This window comes from Herbinix hemicellulosilytica, assembly GCF_002904165.1.
Lineage (GTDB): Bacteria > Bacillota > Clostridia > Lachnospirales > Lachnospiraceae > Mobilitalea > Mobilitalea hemicellulosilytica.
The window spans coordinates 1-21,075 of sequence record NZ_CVTD020000005.1; the positions used below are offsets into that span (position 1 = coordinate 1).

Sequence of the window (21,075 nt, forward strand, 5' to 3'; positions counted from 1 at the left end):
TAAAAAAGTGATTATCTTACGATAATCACTTTTTTTGCTTTTTACACATACAAAAAAGTATCAGATGATAAGGTTTTAGTCCAATATAAAACACAGGTTATGCCTTGGTACAGGCCTGATTTATGCTTATTGTTGCGTTATCAATTATTTTAATATTATTTAAACTTCTTAAATTCAATAAAATAACTAACTGTTTATTGATTAAACACATAAAATGTTGTTAAATAAAATTAGGAAAACAAAAGAAAGGAATGATATTATGGAAAAAAATATAATGGGAACAAATGTAGTTACTCAAATAGGTATTTTATGTCATGACATAGAAAAAACAGCCCAGGCTTACGCGGATCTTTTCGGTATTGAAAAGCCTGAGATAGTAATGACAGCCACTGAAGATATTGCAAAAACCGTATATCGGGGAAATCCTACACCTGCCCGCGTAAAACAGGCGTTCTTCCATGTAGGTCCTAATTTGGATATTGAACTTCTTGAACCTGATCATGAGCCAAGTACATGGAGACATGATCTTGATACTTATGGTGAAGGAATCCACCATATAGCATTTGTTGTTGACGGAATTAAACACGTAGTTGAAAAATTTGAAAGAAACGGAATGAAAGAAATTCAAAAAGGAGAATGGATCGGCGGACGTTATTCTTATATTGATGCGAAAGATTTGCTGAAAGTAACCGTAGAGTTGTTGGAATTTGACAAATAAAACTGTTAAATTGGATATAAATAACTGTAGTCATAAAAAGATTTATGCTGTTTATTATCAGGCAGCTAGAATGCATATTTTGAGTACTTTTAAGGAGGATAAACGGTGAGGAAGGTTAAGATTGGCATTATAGGATGCGGAGTCATAAGCAATACCTATACCTGGTTGGATATTCAGGCATGTGCAGACCTGGACAGGGATAAGGCCGTATCAACGGCTAAGAAGTACGGAATTCCAAAAGGCTGCAGTACAGAGGAACTGTTGAATGACCCTGAGATAGAGATTGTAATTAACCTTACAATTCCGGCTGCTCATACGGAAGTCAATAAACAGATATTGATGGCAGGAAAGCATTTGTATTGCGAGAAGCCATTTGCCCTTTCCTTACAGGAAGCAGAGGAAGTTATATCCTTAGCCAAAAGCAAAGGCTTGATGATAGGAGCTGCTCCGGAAACGTTTCTTGGAGCCGGGCTTCAAACCTGTCGTAAGGTAATTGATGACGGATGGATAGGGACTCCGATATCGGCAACTGCCAATATGATTTCATATGGTATTGAAACATGGCATACCTCACCGGAATTTTTCTATAAAAAAGGAGCCGGTCCGATGCTTGATATGGGACCGTATTATATAACGGCTTTGGTATCACTGCTTGGTCCGATAAAAAGGACGGCTTGTTTTGCAAATATAGGGAGAAAAACAAGAAAAATATACAGCAAGCCGCTTAGAGGAAAGACTATATCGGTGGAAGTGCCTACAACCTATACCGGAATTATGGAATTTGAAAACGGTGTCAATGCCAATATTAATATGTCATTTGACATCTGGATGTCAAACCTGCCCAAGCTTGAGATATACGGGACAGAAGGCACCCTGATTTTGCCGGATCCCAATTACTTCGGCGGTAAGATAAAGATTTTCCGTAAAGAAAGAGTGCTTGATGCCCTGAAGCTTTATGGCGGAGAAGATAAGCCACAGATTGACATCTGCGAGGACATTCAGGAGATACCCTAAATATACCAGCAACCAATGGATTATATCCGCGGTCTTGGAGTTCTCGATATGGCATATGCACTGGTAAACAGAAGAAAACACAGGACCAATGAAGATTTAATACTTCATGTGACGGAAGCGTTACTGAGTTTTGACCAAGCTGCAAAAACCGGTTCCGTTTATAATATGAAGACGACATGTGAAAGGCCGGTACCTTTGCCTGCAGGAAAGGATATTGATGAGTTGGATTAACAACAAAGGAGGATGAATATGAGAATAGGTGGAGGAATAGAAAAGCCCTACTCCAACCCTGACGAATGGCTTGCCCTGGTAAAAGATTTAGGATACAGTGCAGTCCTTGTTCCTGTATCTTACGATGATCCCAAGGAAGTCAAGCAGGAATATAAGCGATATATTGAGAATAACAATTTGGTTTTAGGAGAAGTAGGTGTGTGGAGAAATCCGATTTCTCCCAACGAGGCTGAGCGCAAGGAAGCACTGGAATACTGCAAGAAGCAACTGGCATTGGCAGATGAAATGGATGCCAATTGCTGTGTAAACGTTGCAGGTTCCAGAGGAGAGCTTTGGGACGGATTTTACAGTGAAAATTATACCAAAGACACCTATGCTTTGATTGTAGATACCGTTCGGGATATCATAGACAGTGTAAATCCTAAAAATACTTACTATACTTTGGAACCTATGCCGTGGATGATACCGGATTCACCGGATGTTTATCTGCAGCTAATCAAGGATATTGACCGCAAAGCTTTTGCGGTACATATGGATTTTACAAACATGATTAATAATCCGTACAGATATGTGCATAGGTCGGAATTTATAAAAGAATGCTTTGAAAAACTGGGGCCTTATATTAAGAGTATTCATATTAAAGATGTAAATATGAAAAAGGTATTTCCGTGCGTTATTGAGGAATGTATGCCTGGAAAAGGCACTATAGACTATGGTTTGGTACTTAGGTTATGTGAAAGCCTTGGACCGGAAACAACCGTATTCGTAGAACATCTAAATACTTATGATGAATATAAGGAAGCGGTCCGCTATGTAAGAAGCGTGGCAGAAAAAGAGAACATCAAAATAATATAAATCATATGAAAGATTAGACGTATTAAGATACGCCTGTATTTGATTGCTTTATTCGAAAGGGCAGCAAAGGAATAAAATTATATAATATATTGTTATATTGTTTTAATTATAAGTTGGTTTAAGAAAAATAATTTAAAAAGTATCCGCATAAACAATAATTCTGTTTATGCGGATTTTTCGGTTGGTTAGTTACGGTATACCTATTATCTAAAAATAAGGGTTGTAGGTTTACAATACATGTGTTACAAAATTAAATAAATAAAAACGGAAATGCTCTCTTTTGTGTTATATTTAAGTTACCATACAAAAATACAAACAGAAAGGAGAAGCATTTCCGTATGGCTATTATAACACAGGATATGAGATTTAGACTAGCATTAATTAAGTATGCTGATAAATATGGTGTTTCAAAAGCTGCTGCTCGTTATAAAACCAATCGCCAGTATGTCTATCGCTGGAAACGCCGTTACGATGGCTCTTGGGATTCTCTTAGAGATCGGTCCAGAAGGCCTCATCATCATCCTAATCAGCATACTGAAGAAGAAATCAAACTTATTAATAACATGCGCCGTCGTAATCCTCATGATGGTTTGGTTGTTTTTTGGGTAAAACTTAGGCAACGTGGCTATAAAAGATCCATCACCGGTCTATATCGTTTTCTTCGTAAGAAAAGCCTTATGCCTACTAAACCAAAAAAACCAAAGTACATTCCTAAGCCTTATGAGAAAATGTCATATCCTGGCCAGAGGTTCCAGATTGATGTCAAGGCCGTACCTTCTTCATGCCTGGTTAATGAAGCCAAGGGGCAAAAGTTTTATCAGTATACTGCTATTGATGAATATTCCAGATGGCGTTATGTTGAAGCTTTTGAAGAGCGTAGTACATATTCATCTATGCAGTTTTTAGAGCACCTTGTAAAAGCATTTCCACTGCCCATAGAATGCATTCAAACAGATAATGGCATGGAATTCACTAAACGCCTTTCATCAGGAAATAAAGCTAAAACACCGACAATTTTTGAAGTACGACTTAAGCAACTAGGTATTCGTCATAAACTCATACGGCCATTTACGCCCAGGCATAATGGTAAAGTAGAACGAAGTCATAGAAAGGATAATGAGCGATTCTATTCAACGCATACCTTCTATTCATTCGAGGATTTCAGTAAGCAGCTAACTATATATAACAAAAGAGAGTATAACCGTTTTCCAATTAGACCCCTGGGATGGAAATCGCCACAAGAAGTCTTAAATGATTTTATTAAGTATGGTGTAACATATGTTTGACAAACCTACATATACCTATTATCTAAAAATAAGGGTGTTATTGACAATTATAAGAAAATAAAGTATATTTATTTAAAATTATCAATTTCGAAAAAAACTAGGTTTAGGGAAATTTATATAACAAAAAAGCGCAAGAAAAAAGCTTCAGCTTCCGGTCAGCCATAAAGGAATTTGTTGATGATAATAATAAGAATACGGCAGAGATCAAAATAATAGTATATAAAATAATGTATTATGTAAAGATGGGGTAGAATATGAATTCTGCTCCATTTCTTTAAAAATTAAATGAAATATTTAAATCTATTGGAAACAAAATATATGTTTAGTTTTGCTGTATCTTTATGTTAATTCTTATTTTTCATTTCTTAGGAGATTTTACGAAAATTAAGAAAAATTCTGCGGTATTTGATTATACTATTAATAAAACACTGATCCAAAATAATTTTTAATAATTACTTTGATAATTAAATTAATATACTTAGAATAAAAGAACTGCTAAAAGATCAATGATAAGAAATAGGATAAGTTTTCCGTGTCTGATTAGGGCAAAGAGGTGAATAAATATGCGGATTGCCATGCTGACAAATAACTATAAGCCCTTTGTAGGCGGAGTCCCTATATCTATTGAAAGACTGGCACAAGGGTTACGAAGCCTTGGACATGAAGTATATATATTTGCTCCCAGCTATGAGGGGCAGGAAGAAGAGCCATATGTGATACGGTATAAATCAAGAAAGAAAAAGCTAAAAGGTGAATTTGTAATACCTGATATTTTGGACAAAACTATAGAAGAAAAGTTTGCCGCCATACCTTTTAATATAATCCATGTTCACCATCCCATGCTGATGGGATATATTGCCCAGTATCTGCACAAAAAGTACGATATACCTATTGTATTTACCTATCATACCAGATACGAACAGTATCTGCATTATTTAAAACCGTACGACTATGTGCAAAATTTCTATATGAGAAATGCTAAAAATAAACTTAGGGCCATACCTCATAAGATTTTGTTTGACAGCGGCAAAAAGCTCGTAACGTTTCATAACCGCATATTTACAAATCTGTGCAGCATGGTTTTTGTACCGACCGAAAGCATGAAACAGTATCTTATTGAAAACGGAACCAGCACAAAAATTGAAATTGTACCAACCGGAATAAATCCCGAAGACTTTTTATATGATAAAGAAGCAACCAAGAAAATAAGGAGTCGATATTTAGAGGGAAAAAAGTTTCTTTTATGTACGGTATCCCGATTGGAGAGAGAAAAAAATATCCTGTTTATACTGGAAGGGTTGGCCAGACTGAAAAGCAACATAGGCTCCTGTTTTCGCCTGCTCTTAATCGGGGATGGAAGTCAGAGGGATGAAATAAAGTCTGTGGCTCACTCCCTTAATTTGACCGATAATATTATATTTACAGGCTGTGTTGAACATTCGCAAATCCGAAATTTTTATCATGCCTGTGATGCTTTTGTGTTTGCATCAAGATCAGAAACTCAAGGTATAGTTCTTCTCGAGGCCATGGCAGCAGGCTTGCCTGTAGTTGCCGTAAAAGCTTGTGGTGTTAATGACGTAATTTCGGACGGATGGAACGGGTATTTGACGGAGCCTTATGTTGCAGAGTGGGAGAGAAAGCTGGAGATACTTCTTGGCAATTTGAGCTTAAGAAAGTGGATGAGCAAAAATTCTGTAAACAGGGCTAAGGATTATTTGGCATCCAATATAGCAAAGAAGGCAGAAAAATTATATAAAGATCTGATTTATGAGCGCAGTATTGAAGAAGTTTATTAAAACAGGATTATGCCATATTAAGATAGTTCGGTAATAAAAAATTGGCTTGCTTAGAAGATTTTTTGCATACTAAAATAAGGACGCATTGCATCCGGCCTTTATGGCGGTTTTGCAGTGCGTCCCTGTGGGTGTTATATATATTTGAATGAGTGATTTAGATTCTTTAGAATATGTTATCCGGTTTTTTATCAGGATGTTCGGGTGCAGGCCATACAGTATTAAGCGGATAAGGTTTCTTCTTGGCATCATCCTTAAGAGGGAAGGGCCAGCATACTTGCTGTTTTTGCAGAAGTTTAATGCACAGATAAATGACAGATTTATCTGTAAATTCTCTGAATTCTTCCTCGTTAGGCATATTATCGATAGGTTTACCCTTCTCGTTTATATCGGCATCATATACTGCGGACCATTCAAGTTCGCAGTATACAGGCTCGTTAAATATTTCAACATTTGATCTATCAGCTTCTCTTATGTCTTTTCCCATTCTCTTTTCATCAAAGTATCTTGCTATTAATGAAGGAGGATTCGGTATAATCTGAGGTTTTGCTCCAAAGAATTCAACCTTTGTATATACTTTGAAAGGAACATGAACAGTAGTATCTTTTATGGTGCCTGCAATACTGTTGTGCTTGTTGGTGCAGGTCTTAGTGGCATATTCAATGTTTTTCCTGATGTAACCTTCGATAAATACTTTATTTGTTTGAGGAATGTACCTGCATTGTGTCAGGAACACCTGTTTCTCAATTCTCTTAATTTCGTATGCGGGTTCATTAAGTCTGATTTTAGCCTCGGAATCGATCTGAACTACGAATTCACTAAGAATTCTGGGGATTTTAAAATCTCCTCCGGGCCAAGGATAATTTTCGGCACCCGGCAGGGTATCCGATTTCAATACAGAAGCATTGCAGAAATCTTTATCGCAGTTGCTGGCATAAGCTTCTGAACTTACAACAGTGGCACTTCCGTATTTGTAGTAATTATCCATATCTCACCTCTCCTGCTTTTATTTTTTTTTGGTTTCAATATATAATATTCAGAATGTCGAAAAATGTGCAAACAATATGTCGAAATAAAATTATTTGCGTCGGTTATATATAGTATGATGTAAATAAAGAACGATAAAAGCAGATTAAATTAAAATTAGGCAAAGCTTCTTAAATCGGCAGAATCGTGTTATAATTTATAAGGAAATTTCGCATTTTAAGTTAAGGACTTCGAAATGTAAAGGGGCATAAAAATGAACATAGCATATTTTTTAAAAACCAAAGCAGAAGTATCATATCTTTATGAGGATTATACCCTTCGCCAGGGTCTGGAAGAGATGAGAAAACACGGTCATACAGCTATTCCCGTGCTTTCAGCCGATGACAAATATATAGGAACTATAAGCGAAGGGGATTTTTTATGGTTTTTGGTAGATGACAGAAAAGAAAATTTGTATAAAACCAATTTTGATAATATAGACAAGATACAAATAAAAAACATATTTAAGAAAGGGAAAAACCCCAGCGTCAGAATTACGGCAACAATGGATGAACTTTTGATGAGGGCCATGGATCAGAATTTTATTCCTGTGGTGGATGACAGAAATTATTTTATCGGTATAATTACTAGAAGAGATATAATGCGTTATATAAATTCCAAACTAACAAATGATAATAAAAATACCTTATTGGAGGAGAAAGATGTCAATTGAAAGAGTAAAGCAATATTTCCGCAGACTGGGAATAGAAGATAGGATACTGGAATTTGACGTATCCAGCGCGACAGTTGAACTGGCGGCCCAAGCGGTGGGATGTGAACCTGAAAGAATTGCAAAAACATTATCCTTTCAGGTTCAGGATAAGTATATTTTAGTGGTGACCGCCGGGGATACCAAGATTGACAATGCCAAATTTAAACAACAGTTTCATACTAAAGCAAAGATGATAAATCCTGACGAGGTAGAAAGGATAATCGGACATGATGTAGGCGGCGTTTGTCCTTTTGGCATTAATGAAGGCATTGAAGTATATCTGGATGTATCATTGAAAAGATTCAAAAGCGTTTATCCTGCCTGCGGAAGCAGCAACAGCGCTGTCGAAATGTCCATCGAAGAATTGGAGAAATACTCTAATTTTACTGCGTGGATTGACGTATGTAAGATAATAATTCATTAGATTAAATAATTAAATATTAAGGATATCAAACGGCATGGATGCCATAAGCCATAATGTCGTATGATACATACATAGATTATGGAGTAAATAATTACGTATATAGTTTTGTTTATAAGACAAAGTATGTAATACGGTTTGAATAAATAACAATAAAAGTGTAGAAATCATAAAAACTTATAGAAAAACTCGATATATTTAAATAGATTTATTAAAATAAGATAAACAAATAATTCATTGAAAGGTCGGCATATATGGAGAACATAGTGTTAATAGGAATGCCCGGTGCCGGAAAAAGTACGGTTGGAGTCGTCTTGGCTAAGGTATTGGGCATGAATTTTATTGACTCGGATATATTAATCCAGAGACAGGAGGGAATGCTCCTAAAAGACATTATAGAAAAGAAGGGGCTTAAGGGATATCTGGACATAGAAAATCAGGTTAATCGGGACATTTCCGTAGAAAATACGGTAATAGCTACCGGGGGCAGCGTAATATATTGTCCCGAGGCAATGGAACATTTCAGAAACATTGCCAGAATAGTCTATATTAAGCTAAGCTATAATACAATACGTAAAAGGCTCGGCAATATAAAACAGAGGGGAGTTGTGCTGCGTGAAGGTCAAACCTTGCTTGACCTGTATTGTGAGCGCTGTCCCCTCTATGAAAAATATGCCCATATCATAATAGATGCGGAAGGTCTTAGTGTTGAAGAACTTATGGATAAAATAGTAAAAGAACTTGCAGGCAAGTAGAGCCTTATATTATTTCATCCCAATTGCAGCCATCTGCCAGTATCCTTGCTACTTCCTCAAGCCCTTTAAGATCAGTCTGGTCAAACCTGTTAAATTCAGGGCTGTCAATATCAAGAACACCTACAATACGGTCGCCTGCTATAATAGGTATGACTATCTCTGAATTTGATGCACTGTCACAAGCGATATGTCCAGGAAAGGCGTGGACATCGGGAACCAGTTGGGATTTGGCTTGGGCTACAGCAGTACCGCAAACTCCTTTTCCTACGGGGATACGGATACAGGCGGGCTTACCCTGGAAAGGGCCCAAGACAAGTTCTTTATTTTTCAGCAGATAAAAACCTACCCAGTTTATATCTGGGAGGGTAAGGTTTAGCAAAGCTGAGGCATTTGCAAGATTGGCTATGGGATAGGTTTCATTTTCAATAAGTGATGAAAGCTGGGCAAATAATAAATTGTAACATGCCTGCTTATCTGTAAGGTAAAGATCCGAAAGTTTTTCATTATCTTGTTGTTGGGTATTCATATTTTACTTCTCCTGTTAACTATATTGAATTAATTTATACTATTCTGATTATAGTATTTGTAATGAAACATTTCAACCATAGGAATATTTTATAGTTTCAGCCCTGCATTTTATAATTTAAAACATTGAATCAGTTTATTGATTAATATATTATTGTATGGTAAGGGCTTTCGCTCTTATCAGAATTAATATGTTGCAAAATAATACATCAGCAAAATTGCGATAAAGTTAACTGTGTATGTATTATTCGGATCTATCTGACGGAGGATATCATGAGGCTTTTTACGGCAGTTATTTTTGACGATGAAATAAAAGATTCCTTGTGCGGCGTTATGGAGAAGCTGCGGCGTTTAACCGATAAGGGGAGCTTTACTTTACGGGAGAATCTGCATCTGACATTGAATTTTATAGGAGAGACCGACAAGGAAAACCTTGTTATGGATGCCATGAAAAAAGCGGTATCCCTTGCGGATGCAAAAGCTTTTGAGCTTACTTTTGCCGGTTTTGGGAGATTTAGGCGCAGTGAGGGAGATATCTGCTGGATAGGAGTTGAAAAAAACGGGCAATTAATCAGGCTTCAGAAAGAATTGGCAGACTGCCTGACTGATGTAGGCTTTGTTTTGGAAGACCGTGAATACAAACCCCATCTTACTTTGGCAAGAAGAGTAAAGTTTAAGGATAAATTTAACCAAAAGGAATTTGAGGCATATGTTCCGAGAATGACCCAGCGCGTAAGCAGGATAAGCCTGATGAAATCGGAACATATTAAGGGGAAACTGACATATACGGAGATATTTTATGTTGATTTACAATAATAATTATTAATTTTAAAATTCATAATAAAACGGTTTATTATTAATTCTAAAACTGCTTTTCATATTCAAGCAAAAATGAGATGCAATTATAGTGCTGTAATACACTGTATAATTTTTATCTGTAATTAAATGACCTAATGGTATGGGGGAATTATGTTTAAACTGGCAAGATACTTAAGATATTTTAAGAAAGAAGTTATTATAGGGCCTTTTTTTAAACTTCTGGAAGCGGTATTTGAACTCATTGTTCCGCTTGTTATGGCATCTATTATAGATATAGGAATAAAAAATAAGGATACGGCTTATGTGCTCCAAAGGGGAGGAATAATACTCCTTCTCGGCTTTATGGGGCTTGTTTTTGCGCTTATTTGTCAATACTGTGCAGCCAGGGCATCCCAGGGATTTGGAACTATGGTAAGAAACGACCTGTATGCCCATATAAATTCTTTTTCCCATGCGGAACTGGATTTGTTTGGGACAGATACTCTGATTAATGTTCTTACAAATGATCTTAATCAGATGCAGTTGGCAGTAGCTATGCTGATAAGGCTTGTGGTAAGAGTACCTTTTCTCATAATCGGTGCGATAGTAATGTCCATGATTTTGGATTTAAAGTTGTCGGTCATATTTTTGATAGTGGCTCCGTTGGTTTCAGCGGTATTATACCTGATTATGAAAAAGTCTGTACCGTTTTATAAAGCCAGGCAAAAGAAATTGGATAAGGTATCTTTGATAACCAGGGAAAGTTTAAGCGGCGCCAGGGTAATCAGGGCTTTTTCCAAACAGGAACATGAGATAGAAAGATTTAAAAGGGCTAATGACGAAGTGGCCGACATTGCCATAAGTGTCGGCAAAATTTCTGCCTTTTTAAACCCGGCTACCTTTGCCATTTTAAATATTGCAATTCTTACAATTTTATGGTTCGGAGGTATCAGGGTTAACGAAGGCAGTCTGACCCAGGGGGAAGTTGTTGCCTTTACCAACTATATAACTCAAATATCTTTGGCTTTGGTGGTCTTTGCCAATCTTGTGGTTATATTTACAAAGGCTGCGGCATCGGCAGCAAGAATTAATAATGTATTTGAAACTGTGCCTACGCTTACGGATAAAGCCGGCGACAGATCCAATTTGTCATCGGAAGAATTAACGGATACAGGCTTGGACGGGTATCCGCTTATCAGCTTTGAAAATGTTTCTTTTGCTTATCCAGGAACGGACAAATATGCCCTGGAGGATATTAATATTGACATAAATGAGGGTGAGATAGTAGGAATTATAGGAGGAACCGGATCGGGCAAGTCAACATTGGTCAATCTTCTGCCCAGATTTTATGACGTAAGTAAGGGAGTTATAAAAATTAAAGGGAAACCGGTACAGGATTTTTCCATTGACAGTCTTAGGAAAATTTTTGGCCTTGTACCTCAAAAAGCAGTCCTTTTTTCGGGAAGCATTTCGGATAATATCAGATATTATAAAGAAGATGCAACCATGGAAGAGATTAAGTGGGCGATAGAAATAGCCCAGGCAAAAGATTTTGTGGAACGGCTTCCTAACGGATATGACACCATAATCAGACAGGGCGGAAAGAACTTATCTGGAGGGCAAAGGCAGCGTATTACTATAGCCAGGGCTCTTGTCAGAAATCCAAAAATACTTATACTGGACGACAGTTTCAGTGCCCTGGATTATGCTACCGATGCCAATTTAAGAGAGGCTCTAAAGAAAAACTTAAAAAACACAACGGTAATTATGGTTTCACAGAGAGCAAACACGATAAAGAATGCGGACAAGATTATTGTTTTGGATGATGGCAAGGTGGCTGGTATAGGCAAACATGAAGATTTGTACAGGTCCTGTCATGTATATAAAGAAATTTGTGATTCCCAGATAAGCTAAGGAGGTATCCTATGACATCGAAAGAGAGCAATCAGACACTAAAAAGATTATTTTCATATGCAAAACCATACAGAATGTATCTGATAGGGGCTCTTTTCAGTGCTTTAGTCAGTGTTCTTTTGTCACTTTTGCTTCCGGTTTTTCTGGGAAAAGCGGTTGACTTTATTGCAGGACCGGGAAAGGTGGATTTTAACGGGCTTTTAAGGACTATTGCTTATATGGCCTTGTTTATTGCGGGAAGTTGCATTTTCCAGTGGACCATGTCTTTTTGTACAAGCAAGATAACATATTTTACCGTTAAGGATTTAAGAAACAGCGTATATGAAAAATTAAATATAGTACCTTTGGAGGTAATCGATAAAACTCCCCACGGCAATATAATAAATACTATGGTAAATGATATAGATGCTGTTTCCGACGGGCTTTTGCAGGGCCTAACCCAGTTGTTTTCGGGAATAATGACTATTGTGGGAACTATTGGACTTATGTTAAGCATTAATCTGGGCATAGGTTTTGCGGTTATCCTTCTTACTCCTCTGTCCTTATTTGTGGCTTCATTTATATCACGAAGGACTTATCGGAAATTTACCGAGCAGACCGAGATAAAAGGAGAAATGGGCGGTCTGATAGAAGAAATGCTGGGTAATCAAAAACTTATAAAAGCATTCTCATATGAGGACAGGGCTTTGGAAAGATTTAAAGAAATAAACGCAAGACTTCATAAATGCGGAGTTATGGCGCAGTTTTATTCGTCCCTTACCAATCCTTGTACCCGCTTTGTCAACGGTGTGGTATATGCCAGTGTAGGTATTTTGGGCGCATTTTCAGCAATAAGGGGAAATTTGTCCGTAGGGCAGCTTACAAGCTTTCTGGCCTATGCCAATCAGTATACAAAACCGTTTAATGAAATCTCGGGAGTTATTACGGAGTTTCAATCCGCCCTGGCCAGTGCAAAGAGGGTTTTTGCCCTTATTGATCTTGAGCCTGAGCCTTCCGATGAAGGCCTGCTTTCCGGTATTCAAGCAGACGGAAGGGTAAGCCTTAAGAATGTGTATTTTTCATATGATAAAAGTGTAAAACTTATAGAGGATCTCAATCTGGAAGTTAAGCCGGGCAGCAGAATTGCAATTGTAGGACCAACAGGTTCCGGAAAGACAACGGTTATAAACCTGCTTATGCGTTTTTATGATGCTGATAAGGGAACAATAGAAGTAAGCGGTGTAGATATAAAGAAGATGCAAAGGAAAGCCCTTCGAAATATGTACGGAATGGTGCTTCAGGACACCTGGCTGTTTGAAGGAACCGTAAGAGAAAATATAGCTTACGGCAAAGAAGATGCCACAGAGGAAGAAATAATAAATGCAGCTAAAGCTGCCTATGCCCACAGTTTTATCGAGCGGCTGCCTAACGGCTATGATACTGTTATAACCAAAGAAGGGTCAAATCTTTCCCAGGGCCAAAGACAGCTTCTTTCCATCGCCAGAGTTATGTTAATAAAGCCTCCCATGCTGATACTGGATGAGGCCACCAGTAATATCGATACCAGAACAGAAATTCATATACAGAAGGCCTTTGCCAGACTGATGGAGGGGCGGACCAGCTTTATTGTAGCCCACAGGTTATCTACTATAAAAGAATCCGATCTTATTCTGGTTATGAATCAGGGAAGGATTGTCGAACAGGGAAGTCATGAAGAACTTTTGCGTAAAGAAGGCTTTTATCATAAACTTTATTACAGCCAGTTTCATGTTACACAAACATAATTGATATTTGCCGTTTATTATCAAAAAACATAATTAATTTAGATATTAATTAACAGATATTTAGAAATAAGGGATATGGGTATAGTAAATAAGCAAAGTTGAAAATCTGATTTGCCATCGTTTTATTTTTAATATAAGACAGAATTCAGAATATGAAAAGTTTTTTACAATACTAACCGGTTATTAAAGATTTTCGAAGCCTGCTGTGAAATGTGCTTATATAAACACATACACGGCAGGTTTAATTATTGAATACCCAGGTATTGTGCATAATGGAAAAATAGAACAAACATTCGAAAATCTATTGCTTTTGCCAAACCACTGTGATATAATTACAGACACTTAAGTAGATATATAGGATATTTATAAACTTATAAAATTAATGCACTTATATGTTTATATTTACATATAACGGATAAAGTTAATATAGGCAATTATATTTCAAATATACAGTTTATAAAAAGTTCAAAAATACATTTTATATAAACTTATGATTATTAGATCCCTAAGCTTGATGAAGGGCAGATTGGTTTGTAAATTAATAAACAACCGAATATATTAGAAAGTATTATTATTTTATCAAGTGTTATACGAAATATGCAGGTAACTATGAAAGGAAGGTGTCGTTATGGAGTTTAAGCTGGTTTCCGAGTTTTCCCCGACGGGAGATCAGCCCCAAGCCATACAGGCTTTGGTGGAAGGCTTCAAAAAAGGTAACAAATATCAGACATTGCTTGGGGTAACAGGATCGGGAAAAACCTTTACCATGGCCAATGTTATACAAAAACTCCAAAAACCTACCTTAGTCATAGCTCATAATAAAACCCTTGCGGCTCAGTTATACGGAGAATTTAAAGAATTTTTTCCGGAAAATGCAGTTGAATATTTTGTAAGCTACTATGATTATTATCAGCCGGAAGCATATGTACCGTCAACGGATACCTATATAGAAAAGGATTCATCTATCAATGACGAGATTGACAAACTGCGTCACTCCGCTACGGCAGCGCTGACAGAGCGAAGAGATGTTATAGTTGTGGCCAGTGTATCCTGTATTTACGGACTGGGTAGTCCTATAGATTACCAGAACATGGTTCTGTCTTTGCGGCCGGGGATGATAAAAGACAGGGATGAAGTGTTAAGAAAACTTATAGACATACAGTATGTAAGGAATGATATGGACTTTAAACGCGGCTCTTTCAGAGTACGGGGTGACGTGGTAGAGATATTCCCAGCTTCCTCCGCAGATGTAGCTGTAAGGGTAGAATTCTTTGGAGATGAAGTGGACAGGATATTGGAGATAGATGTACTTACGGGTGAGATAAAAAGCAGCTTAAAGCACATAGCCATATTTCCCGCATCCCACTATGTAGTGGCACCGGAACAGTTGGAGATAGCGATAAAAAATATAGAGGCAGAATTAGAAGAGAGAATCCGTTACTTTAAGAGCGAGGACAAGCTGCTTGAAGCTCAGAGAATAGCCGAAAGAACATATTTTGATATAGAGATGCTCAGGGAGACGGGTTTTTGCTCAGGTATCGAGAATTACTCCAGGCACCTTACCGGATTGAAACCCGGACAACCTCCCCATACGCTTATTGATTATTTTCCGGATGATTTTCTGATAATCGTAGACGAATCCCATATGACAATTCCGCAGATAAGGGGAATGTATGCAGGGGACAGGTCCAGAAAGCAAACACTGGTGGATTACGGTTTCAGACTGCCTTCGGCTCTGGATAACAGGCCCCTTAATTTTGAGGAATTCGAAAGCAAGATAAATCAGATACTGTTTGTTTCAGCCACACCAGCAGAATACGAAAGAGAGCACGAACAGCTTCGGGTGGAACAGGTTATACGGCCTACCGGCCTTTTGGATCCGGAAGTTTCCGTTCGGCCGGTTGAAGGTCAGATTGATGATCTGCTTGGAGAGATCCGAAAAGAAATTGAGAAAAAGAATAAAGTTCTTGTAACTACCCTGACTAAGAGAATGGCCGAGGATCTGACTTCTTACTTAAGAGAAGTCGGCATCAGGGTAAAATATCTGCATTCCGATATTGATACCCTGGAGCGGTCGGAAATAATCAGGGACATGAGAATGGATTTGTTTGATGTTCTTGTAGGTATAAATCTTTTAAGGGAAGGCCTTGATATACCGGAAGTTGGACTGGTGGCAATTCTTGACGCCGACAAGGAAGGTTTCTTACGGTCTGAAACATCTTTGATACAGACCATAGGAAGAGCCGCCCGAAACGCCCAAGGCCGGGTTATCATGTATGCCGATATTATAACCGAAGCCATGCGAAACGCAATCGGTGAGACTAACCGCAGAAGAAAGATACAGCATGAATATAACCTTAAACACGGAATTACACCTACAACCATACAGAAAAAGGTACGGGATTTGATAAGCATATCTAAAAAGATTGACCAGAATATCAATGAGATTGAAAAAGATTTAGAATCCATGTCAAAGCAGGAATTAAACGAGCTGGTTAAAAAGATTACCAAGCAAATGCATGCTGCGGCTGCGGAACTTAACTTTGAGCTGGCTGCCGAGTTGCGTGATAAGATGATAGAGATAAAAAAACACCTGCTTGAACTGGAAGGAGAAAATAAATAACGGAAAAATATCTTTTATCGGATGGCATTGAAAGCTTGTCCGCTACGATATTATAGAAATTAAATATACCTATTAATTTTATTTAAAGTATTATATATATTTATAAACTTTACGAATTAAAATGCACAGATATACGATTTAACGAAACAGGTGAAATTATGTCAGATCAAAAAAAATATATCAGAATAAGAGGAGCTAAAGAAAATAATTTAAAGAACATTGATGTAAATATACCCAGAGATCAGCTGGTAGTTCTTACAGGCCTTTCAGGGTCAGGAAAATCATCCCTGGCTTTTGATACCATATATGCCGAAGGGCAAAGAAGATATATGGAATCGTTGTCTTCTTATGCCAGACAGTTCTTGGGGCAAATGGAGAAACCCGATGTGGAAAGCATAGAAGGCCTGCCTCCGGCTATATCAATCGATCAGAAATCGACAAACCGCAACCCCAGATCCACGGTCGGAACTGTTACGGAAATTTACGATTACCTGCGGCTTTTATTTGCCAGGGTAGGTATCCCACATTGTCCCAATTGCGGAATGGAAATAAAAAAGCAAAGCGTGGACCAGATGGTTGATGAGATAATGAGCCTTCCCGAAGGAACCAGAATCCAGCTTTTGGCTCCTGTGGTACGGGGACGTAAAGGGGCTCATGCAAAACTGTTTGAACAGGCAAAGCGCAGCGGATATGTCAGGGTAAGAGTTGACGGAAGTATTTATGATTTAAGTGAAGAAATAAGCTTGGACAAGAATATAAAGCATAATATTGAAATAATTGTTGACCGTTTGGTTATTAAAGAGGGCATAGAGCAAAGGCTGACAGATTCTATTGAAAATGTGCTAAAGCTTGCCGACGGCCTTATGATCGTGGATGTAGTAGGCGGTGAGCCTATGCAATTCAGCCAAAATTTTGCCTGTCCAGATTGCGGCATAAGTATAGAAGAACTGGAGCCCAGGGTATTTTCATTCAACAATCCTTTCGGGGCTTGTCCTGAGTGCCACGGGCTGGGAATCAGAATGGAATTTGATGAGGACCTTCTTATTCCTGATAAAGATTTAAGCCTTATAGGTGGGGCCATTGCAGCTCCCGGCTGGCAATCCGTCAAGGATAAAGGGAGTTTCACAAGAAGTATTTTGGAAGCTATGGCCAAAGCGTATGATTTTGACTTAAATACCCCTTATAAAGACCTGCCCCAGCATGTAAAGGATATTTTCATGTACGGTACCGGCGGGAAATCTGTACAGGTTCACTACAAAAGCCAGAGAGGGCATGGAGTGTATGACGTTACTTTTGAAGGCCTTATAAAGAATGTTGAAAGACGTTACAGGGAAACTTCATCAGAAACAGCAAAACAGGAATATGAAACATTTATGAGAACTATTCCATGCAGCTCCTGTAACGGTAAAAGGCTCAGAAAAGAAGCACTTGCCGTTACCGTAGGCGGCAAAAATATAGCTGAGATGACGGAAATGTCCGTCCGTGACCTGGCTGAATTTATGGAAAACATAGAACTTACCGATATGCAGATGAAGATCGGTGAGATGATATTGAAAGAAATTAAAGCCAGGTTGAAGTTCCTGATAAGTGTAGGCCTGGATTATCTTACTCTTGCCAGGTCTACAGGGACTTTGTCCGGAGGAGAGGCTCAAAGAATCCGACTGGCTACGCAAATCGGTTCCGGTTTGGTAGGCGTGGCGTATATACTGGACGAGCCCAGCATAGGGCTTCATCAGAGAGATAACGATAAGCTGATTAAGGCTTTGCAGGATTTGAGGGATTTAGGAAATACCCTGATAGTGGTAGAGCATGATCTGGATACCATGTATGCGGCAGACCATATTGTGGATATAGGACCCGGAGCCGGTGAACACGGTGGAATGGTTGTTGCCGAGGGTACGGTAGAAGATATTATTAAGGCTGAGAATTCCATTACCGGTGCATATCTTAGCGGTAGAATAAAAATTCCTGTACCCAAAGAGAGACGTAAACCTACGGGATTCCTTACTATTGTGGATGCACATGAAAATAACCTTAAACACATAAACGTAGATATACCTTTGGGAGTGATGACCTGTATTACAGGCGTGTCCGGTTCGGGAAAGAGTTCACTTATAAATGAAATTCTGTATAAAAAACTGGCCAGAGAACTTAATCGGGCCCATACGATACCCGGAGCTCACAAAGATATACTAGGTATAGACCAATTGGACAAAGTTATAAATATTGACCAATCCCCTATAGGAAGGACACCCAGGTCAAATCCTGCTACTTATACCGGAGTGTTTGATCAAATCAGGGATTTGTTTGCTGCAACTCCGGATGCCAAGATGCGAGGGTATACCAAAGGAAGATTCAGCTTCAATGTAAAAGGTGGACGCTGCGAAGCCTGCAGCGGAGACGGTATTATAAAGATAGAGATGAACTTCCTTCCCGATATTTATGTTCCCTGTGAAGTTTGTAACGGGAAAAGATACAACAGGGAAACCCTGGAGGTAAAATATAAGGGCAAGAGCATATATGATGTACTTAACATGACTGTGGAAGAAGCGTTAAAGTTCTTTGAAAATATTCCGTCTATAAAAAGAAAGATACAGACTTTGTATGATGTAGGCCTGTCCTATATCAGGCTCGGACATCCATCCACAACCCTTTCCGGCGGTGAAGCCCAGAGAATTAAACTGGCAACTGAGCTGAGCAAGAGAAGTACGGGAAGAACCATTTATATACTGGACGAACCTACAACCGGACTTCATTTTGCCGATGTTCATAAACTGATTGACATTTTAAAGAGATTCTGCGAATCGGGAAATACCGTAGTCGTAATAGAACACAATTTGGATGTTATAAAGACAGCGGATTATATTATTGACATGGGGCCGGAAGGCGGAGATAAGGGTGGGACTGTTGTAGCCTGCGGAACTCCGGAAGAAGTGGCTCAAAATGAGAAGTCCTATACCGGTCAATACCTGAAGAAATATTTACAGGGATAAGTTTGTTGCAAATATGGTCTGAATAAGATTAATTTTAAATTGATAAATATTAAATCGATTATAAATTATTCATATGTCACAAGGGCATTAAAGATGAAATATCTTTAATGTCCTTTTGGAATATAAACTGTTGGGAGAGTTACATATGGTATCTAATTTTTTTGCCATGATATCAAGAATGAAATTTATAGAACGCTGGTCGCTTATGCGTAACTCCAGGCAGGAGAATTTAAGCGAGCATTCCCTAGAGGTCGCTATGCTTGCCCACGCTCTGGCTGTTATCAGCAATGAACGGCTTGGCAATAATTTAAATGCGGAAAAAGCAGCAGTCCTTGGAATATACCATGATGCCACCGAAATAATAACAGGTGATATGCCTACTCCTATTAAGTATTTTAATAAAAATATTCAGGGGGCTTTTAAAGAGGTGGAAAAGGATGCGGCAGAAAAACTATTCTGTATGTTGCCGGATTATTTGAAAAAATATTACGAAGATATCTTTTTTGCGTCGGAAGAAGATTTATATTTACGTAAGCTGGTAAAGGCAGCGGATAAAATATCTGCTTTGATAAAATGTATAGAAGAGGAGAAAGCCGGAAATAGAGAGTTCGTATTGGCAAAAAAATCGCTTTATGACCAGCTTAGAAATATGAAACTGAAAGAAGCGGATATATTTATGGAAGAATTTTTACCGGCATACAATAAGACATTGGATGAGTTAAACTGATGATTTAAGGGTGTAATCAATAAGGCACTATAAGTACCTTTTGGCTCTTTATTGGAAAGAGAGGTGAAGATAGTGATTGTTGCCAACGGCCAATGGATTATGGAAGGCTTGGATCGAAACGACGACAGGCGAATAAAAAATGTTGAAGAACTGAAAGAATACATAAATAAAGTAGGTTTTCTCCCTTTTTTTAAAGGTGAAGTAGAAGGGTTTTCTTTGGAGGAAATGACAGCCAGGGATGCCTGGTGGTCGGGAGATCCTGTGGAGGACCCCTGGGAGTGGAGAGGAATCATTGCCGAAAAAAGCGATATTGCTTACGGAAAACTCTTTTGTAACAGGGCAGGTTTTATATCTAAAGAATGGTTCCCTATATTTGCGGCATACCGTAGAGACGGATATGATTTTGACAGCAGGTATGAGGATGGGCTTGCAAGTATAAGGCAAAAGAAAATTATAGATGTTTTAAGCAAATATGACAGGGTGGCGTCTTATGAATTAAAAAAGCTGGCAGGTTTTAATAAGGGTGGTGAAAAAAACTTTGAAGGGACGTTAACATCTCTTCAAATGCAGACCTATGTCCTTATCCGCAGCTTCAGAAGAAAAAAGAACAAAAAAAACCAGGAATACGGCTGGGCTGTAGCGGATTATACCCTAAGCGAAAATATATACGGCGGGGATTATGTCCGCAGCGCATATCATCTTTCGGCACAAGAGGCAAAGGATATTATTATAAATCACTTGCTCAAGCTGTTTCCGGATGCAAAGCCAAAAGAGGCAGAGAAATTAATTAAATAAGTGAAATTAAAACAATGGGACGGTTCCTGACATACACACAAGTATAAAAGGGACCGTCCACTTTATGTATGAATTCAAGAAAAATCCTGCAAACTAAATTGCTTGCAGGATATACTAATTATACTA

18 protein-coding genes are annotated in these 21,075 nt (G+C 38.2%); 16 read left to right on the plus strand and 2 right to left on the minus strand.

Going from position 1 to position 21,075, the window contains the following annotated elements:
• Positions 1 to 259: 259 nt before the first annotated feature.
• From HHT355_RS00305 to HHT355_RS00325, 6 genes are all read left to right on the plus strand, one after another.
• Positions 260 to 718: a VOC family protein gene (locus HHT355_RS00305; RefSeq protein ID WP_103201468.1), complete on the plus strand. Its 459-nt coding sequence runs from the start codon at positions 260 to 262 to the stop codon at positions 716 to 718.
• 105 nt (positions 719 to 823) lie between these two features.
• On the plus strand, positions 824 to 1,732 hold the full coding sequence (locus tag HHT355_RS00310; RefSeq protein WP_199179132.1) for a Gfo/Idh/MocA family protein: 909 nt from the start codon (positions 824 to 826) through the stop codon (positions 1,730 to 1,732).
• Positions 1,733 to 1,780: 48 nt separating this feature from the next.
• A complete protein-coding gene (locus HHT355_RS13685) occupies positions 1,781 to 1,963 on the plus strand; it encodes a hypothetical protein (protein WP_199179133.1) in 183 nt (60 codons plus the stop codon).
• An 18-nt stretch (positions 1,964 to 1,981) separates the two neighbouring features.
• The gene (locus tag HHT355_RS00315; RefSeq protein ID WP_103201469.1) at positions 1,982 to 2,818 is read left to right on the plus strand and encodes a sugar phosphate isomerase/epimerase family protein; all 837 of its coding nucleotides are present in this window, start codon (positions 1,982 to 1,984) and stop codon (positions 2,816 to 2,818) included.
• A gap of 338 nt (positions 2,819 to 3,156) precedes the next feature.
• Positions 3,157 to 4,104, plus strand: coding sequence for a DDE-type integrase/transposase/recombinase (locus HHT355_RS00320; protein ID WP_103201470.1), 948 nt, complete (start codon positions 3,157 to 3,159; stop codon positions 4,102 to 4,104).
• 563 nt (positions 4,105 to 4,667) lie between these two features.
• Complete coding sequence (locus HHT355_RS00325; protein WP_103201471.1) at positions 4,668 to 5,900, plus strand: glycosyltransferase; 1,233 nt, start codon at positions 4,668 to 4,670, stop codon at positions 5,898 to 5,900.
• 163 nt (positions 5,901 to 6,063) lie between these two features.
• On the opposite strand, the gene HHT355_RS00330 is transcribed toward HHT355_RS00325, so the two are convergent.
• Positions 6,064 to 6,885, minus strand: a complete 822-nt coding sequence (locus tag HHT355_RS00330; RefSeq protein ID WP_103201472.1) for a CsxC family protein — start codon at positions 6,883 to 6,885, stop codon at positions 6,064 to 6,066.
• 252 nt (positions 6,886 to 7,137) lie between these two features.
• Between HHT355_RS00330 and HHT355_RS00335 the strand changes: the two genes are divergently transcribed.
• The 3 genes from HHT355_RS00335 (at position 7,138) to HHT355_RS00345 (ending at position 8,811) form a co-directional block, all read left to right on the plus strand.
• Positions 7,138 to 7,596, plus strand: a complete 459-nt coding sequence (locus tag HHT355_RS00335; protein WP_103201473.1) for a CBS domain-containing protein — start codon at positions 7,138 to 7,140, stop codon at positions 7,594 to 7,596.
• Complete coding sequence (locus tag HHT355_RS00340; protein WP_103201474.1) at positions 7,586 to 8,059, plus strand: YbaK/EbsC family protein; 474 nt, start codon at positions 7,586 to 7,588, stop codon at positions 8,057 to 8,059. The genes HHT355_RS00335 and HHT355_RS00340 overlap by 11 nt, the downstream gene beginning before the upstream one ends.
• Positions 8,060 to 8,310: 251 nt before the next feature.
• Complete coding sequence (locus HHT355_RS00345; RefSeq protein WP_103201475.1) at positions 8,311 to 8,811, plus strand: shikimate kinase; 501 nt, start codon at positions 8,311 to 8,313, stop codon at positions 8,809 to 8,811.
• A 4-nt stretch (positions 8,812 to 8,815) separates the two neighbouring features.
• On the opposite strand, the gene HHT355_RS00350 is transcribed toward HHT355_RS00345, so the two are convergent.
• Positions 8,816 to 9,337, minus strand: a complete 522-nt coding sequence (locus HHT355_RS00350; RefSeq protein ID WP_103201476.1) for a GAF domain-containing protein — start codon at positions 9,335 to 9,337, stop codon at positions 8,816 to 8,818.
• A 272-nt stretch (positions 9,338 to 9,609) separates the two neighbouring features.
• On the opposite strand from HHT355_RS00350, the gene thpR reads away from it, so the two are divergent.
• The 7 genes from thpR to HHT355_RS00385 all read left to right on the plus strand — a co-directional run bounded on the left by thpR (position 9,610) and on the right by HHT355_RS00385 (position 20,949).
• A complete protein-coding gene (gene thpR, locus HHT355_RS00355) occupies positions 9,610 to 10,152 on the plus strand; it encodes an RNA 2',3'-cyclic phosphodiesterase (RefSeq protein ID WP_103201477.1) in 543 nt (180 codons plus the stop codon).
• Positions 10,153 to 10,305: 153 nt separating this feature from the next.
• Positions 10,306 to 12,048 carry an ABC transporter ATP-binding protein gene (locus tag HHT355_RS00360; protein ID WP_103201478.1) on the plus strand — a complete coding sequence of 581 codons (1,743 nt, stop codon included), beginning with the start codon at positions 10,306 to 10,308 and terminating at the stop codon, positions 12,046 to 12,048.
• 11 nt (positions 12,049 to 12,059) lie between these two features.
• The gene (locus tag HHT355_RS00365) at positions 12,060 to 13,811 is read left to right on the plus strand and encodes an ABC transporter ATP-binding protein (RefSeq protein ID WP_103201479.1); all 1,752 of its coding nucleotides are present in this window, start codon (positions 12,060 to 12,062) and stop codon (positions 13,809 to 13,811) included.
• Between the two features lie 628 nt (positions 13,812 to 14,439).
• Entirely contained in the window at positions 14,440 to 16,434 is a 1,995-nt protein-coding gene (gene uvrB / locus HHT355_RS00370) for an excinuclease ABC subunit UvrB (RefSeq protein ID WP_103201480.1), read from the plus strand.
• A 158-nt stretch (positions 16,435 to 16,592) separates the two neighbouring features.
• Positions 16,593 to 19,427 carry an excinuclease ABC subunit UvrA gene (uvrA, locus tag HHT355_RS00375; RefSeq protein WP_103201481.1) on the plus strand — a complete coding sequence of 945 codons (2,835 nt, stop codon included), beginning with the start codon at positions 16,593 to 16,595 and terminating at the stop codon, positions 19,425 to 19,427.
• A 145-nt stretch (positions 19,428 to 19,572) separates the two neighbouring features.
• On the plus strand, positions 19,573 to 20,154 hold the full coding sequence (yfbR, locus tag HHT355_RS00380; protein ID WP_103201482.1) for a 5'-deoxynucleotidase: 582 nt from the start codon (positions 19,573 to 19,575) through the stop codon (positions 20,152 to 20,154).
• Between the two features lie 63 nt (positions 20,155 to 20,217).
• Complete coding sequence (locus tag HHT355_RS00385; protein ID WP_330403340.1) at positions 20,218 to 20,949, plus strand: AlkZ-related protein; 732 nt, start codon at positions 20,218 to 20,220, stop codon at positions 20,947 to 20,949.
• Positions 20,950 to 21,075 lie beyond the last annotated feature (126 nt).

Excerpts from the sequence above, each read along its gene's own strand:
- HHT355_RS00335 (WP_103201473.1), top strand. The coding sequence starts at position 7,138 with ATGAACATAGCATATTTTTTAAAAACCAAAGCAGAAGTATCATATCTT.
- HHT355_RS00305 (WP_103201468.1), top strand. The coding sequence starts at position 260 with ATGGAAAAAAATATAATGGGAACAAATGTAGTTACTCAAATAGGTATT.
- HHT355_RS00340 (WP_103201474.1), top strand. The coding sequence starts at position 7,586 with ATGTCAATTGAAAGAGTAAAGCAATATTTCCGCAGACTGGGAATAGAA.
- uvrA (WP_103201481.1), top strand. The coding sequence starts at position 16,593 with ATGTCAGATCAAAAAAAATATATCAGAATAAGAGGAGCTAAAGAAAAT.
- HHT355_RS00345 (WP_103201475.1), top strand. The coding sequence starts at position 8,311 with ATGGAGAACATAGTGTTAATAGGAATGCCCGGTGCCGGAAAAAGTACG.
- thpR (WP_103201477.1), top strand. The coding sequence starts at position 9,610 with ATGAGGCTTTTTACGGCAGTTATTTTTGACGATGAAATAAAAGATTCC.
- HHT355_RS00350 (WP_103201476.1), bottom strand. The coding sequence starts at position 9,337 with ATGAATACCCAACAACAAGATAATGAAAAACTTTCGGATCTTTACCTT.
- HHT355_RS00325 (WP_103201471.1), top strand. The coding sequence starts at position 4,668 with ATGCGGATTGCCATGCTGACAAATAACTATAAGCCCTTTGTAGGCGGA.
- HHT355_RS13685 (WP_199179133.1), top strand. The coding sequence starts at position 1,781 with ATGGCATATGCACTGGTAAACAGAAGAAAACACAGGACCAATGAAGAT.
- HHT355_RS00330 (WP_103201472.1), bottom strand. The coding sequence starts at position 6,885 with ATGGATAATTACTACAAATACGGAAGTGCCACTGTTGTAAGTTCAGAA.
- HHT355_RS00360 (WP_103201478.1), top strand. The coding sequence starts at position 10,306 with ATGTTTAAACTGGCAAGATACTTAAGATATTTTAAGAAAGAAGTTATT.
- yfbR (WP_103201482.1), top strand. The coding sequence starts at position 19,573 with ATGGTATCTAATTTTTTTGCCATGATATCAAGAATGAAATTTATAGAA.
- HHT355_RS00320 (WP_103201470.1), top strand. The coding sequence starts at position 3,157 with ATGGCTATTATAACACAGGATATGAGATTTAGACTAGCATTAATTAAG.
- HHT355_RS00315 (WP_103201469.1), top strand. The coding sequence starts at position 1,982 with ATGAGAATAGGTGGAGGAATAGAAAAGCCCTACTCCAACCCTGACGAA.
- HHT355_RS00365 (WP_103201479.1), top strand. The coding sequence starts at position 12,060 with ATGACATCGAAAGAGAGCAATCAGACACTAAAAAGATTATTTTCATAT.
- uvrB (WP_103201480.1), top strand. The coding sequence starts at position 14,440 with ATGGAGTTTAAGCTGGTTTCCGAGTTTTCCCCGACGGGAGATCAGCCC.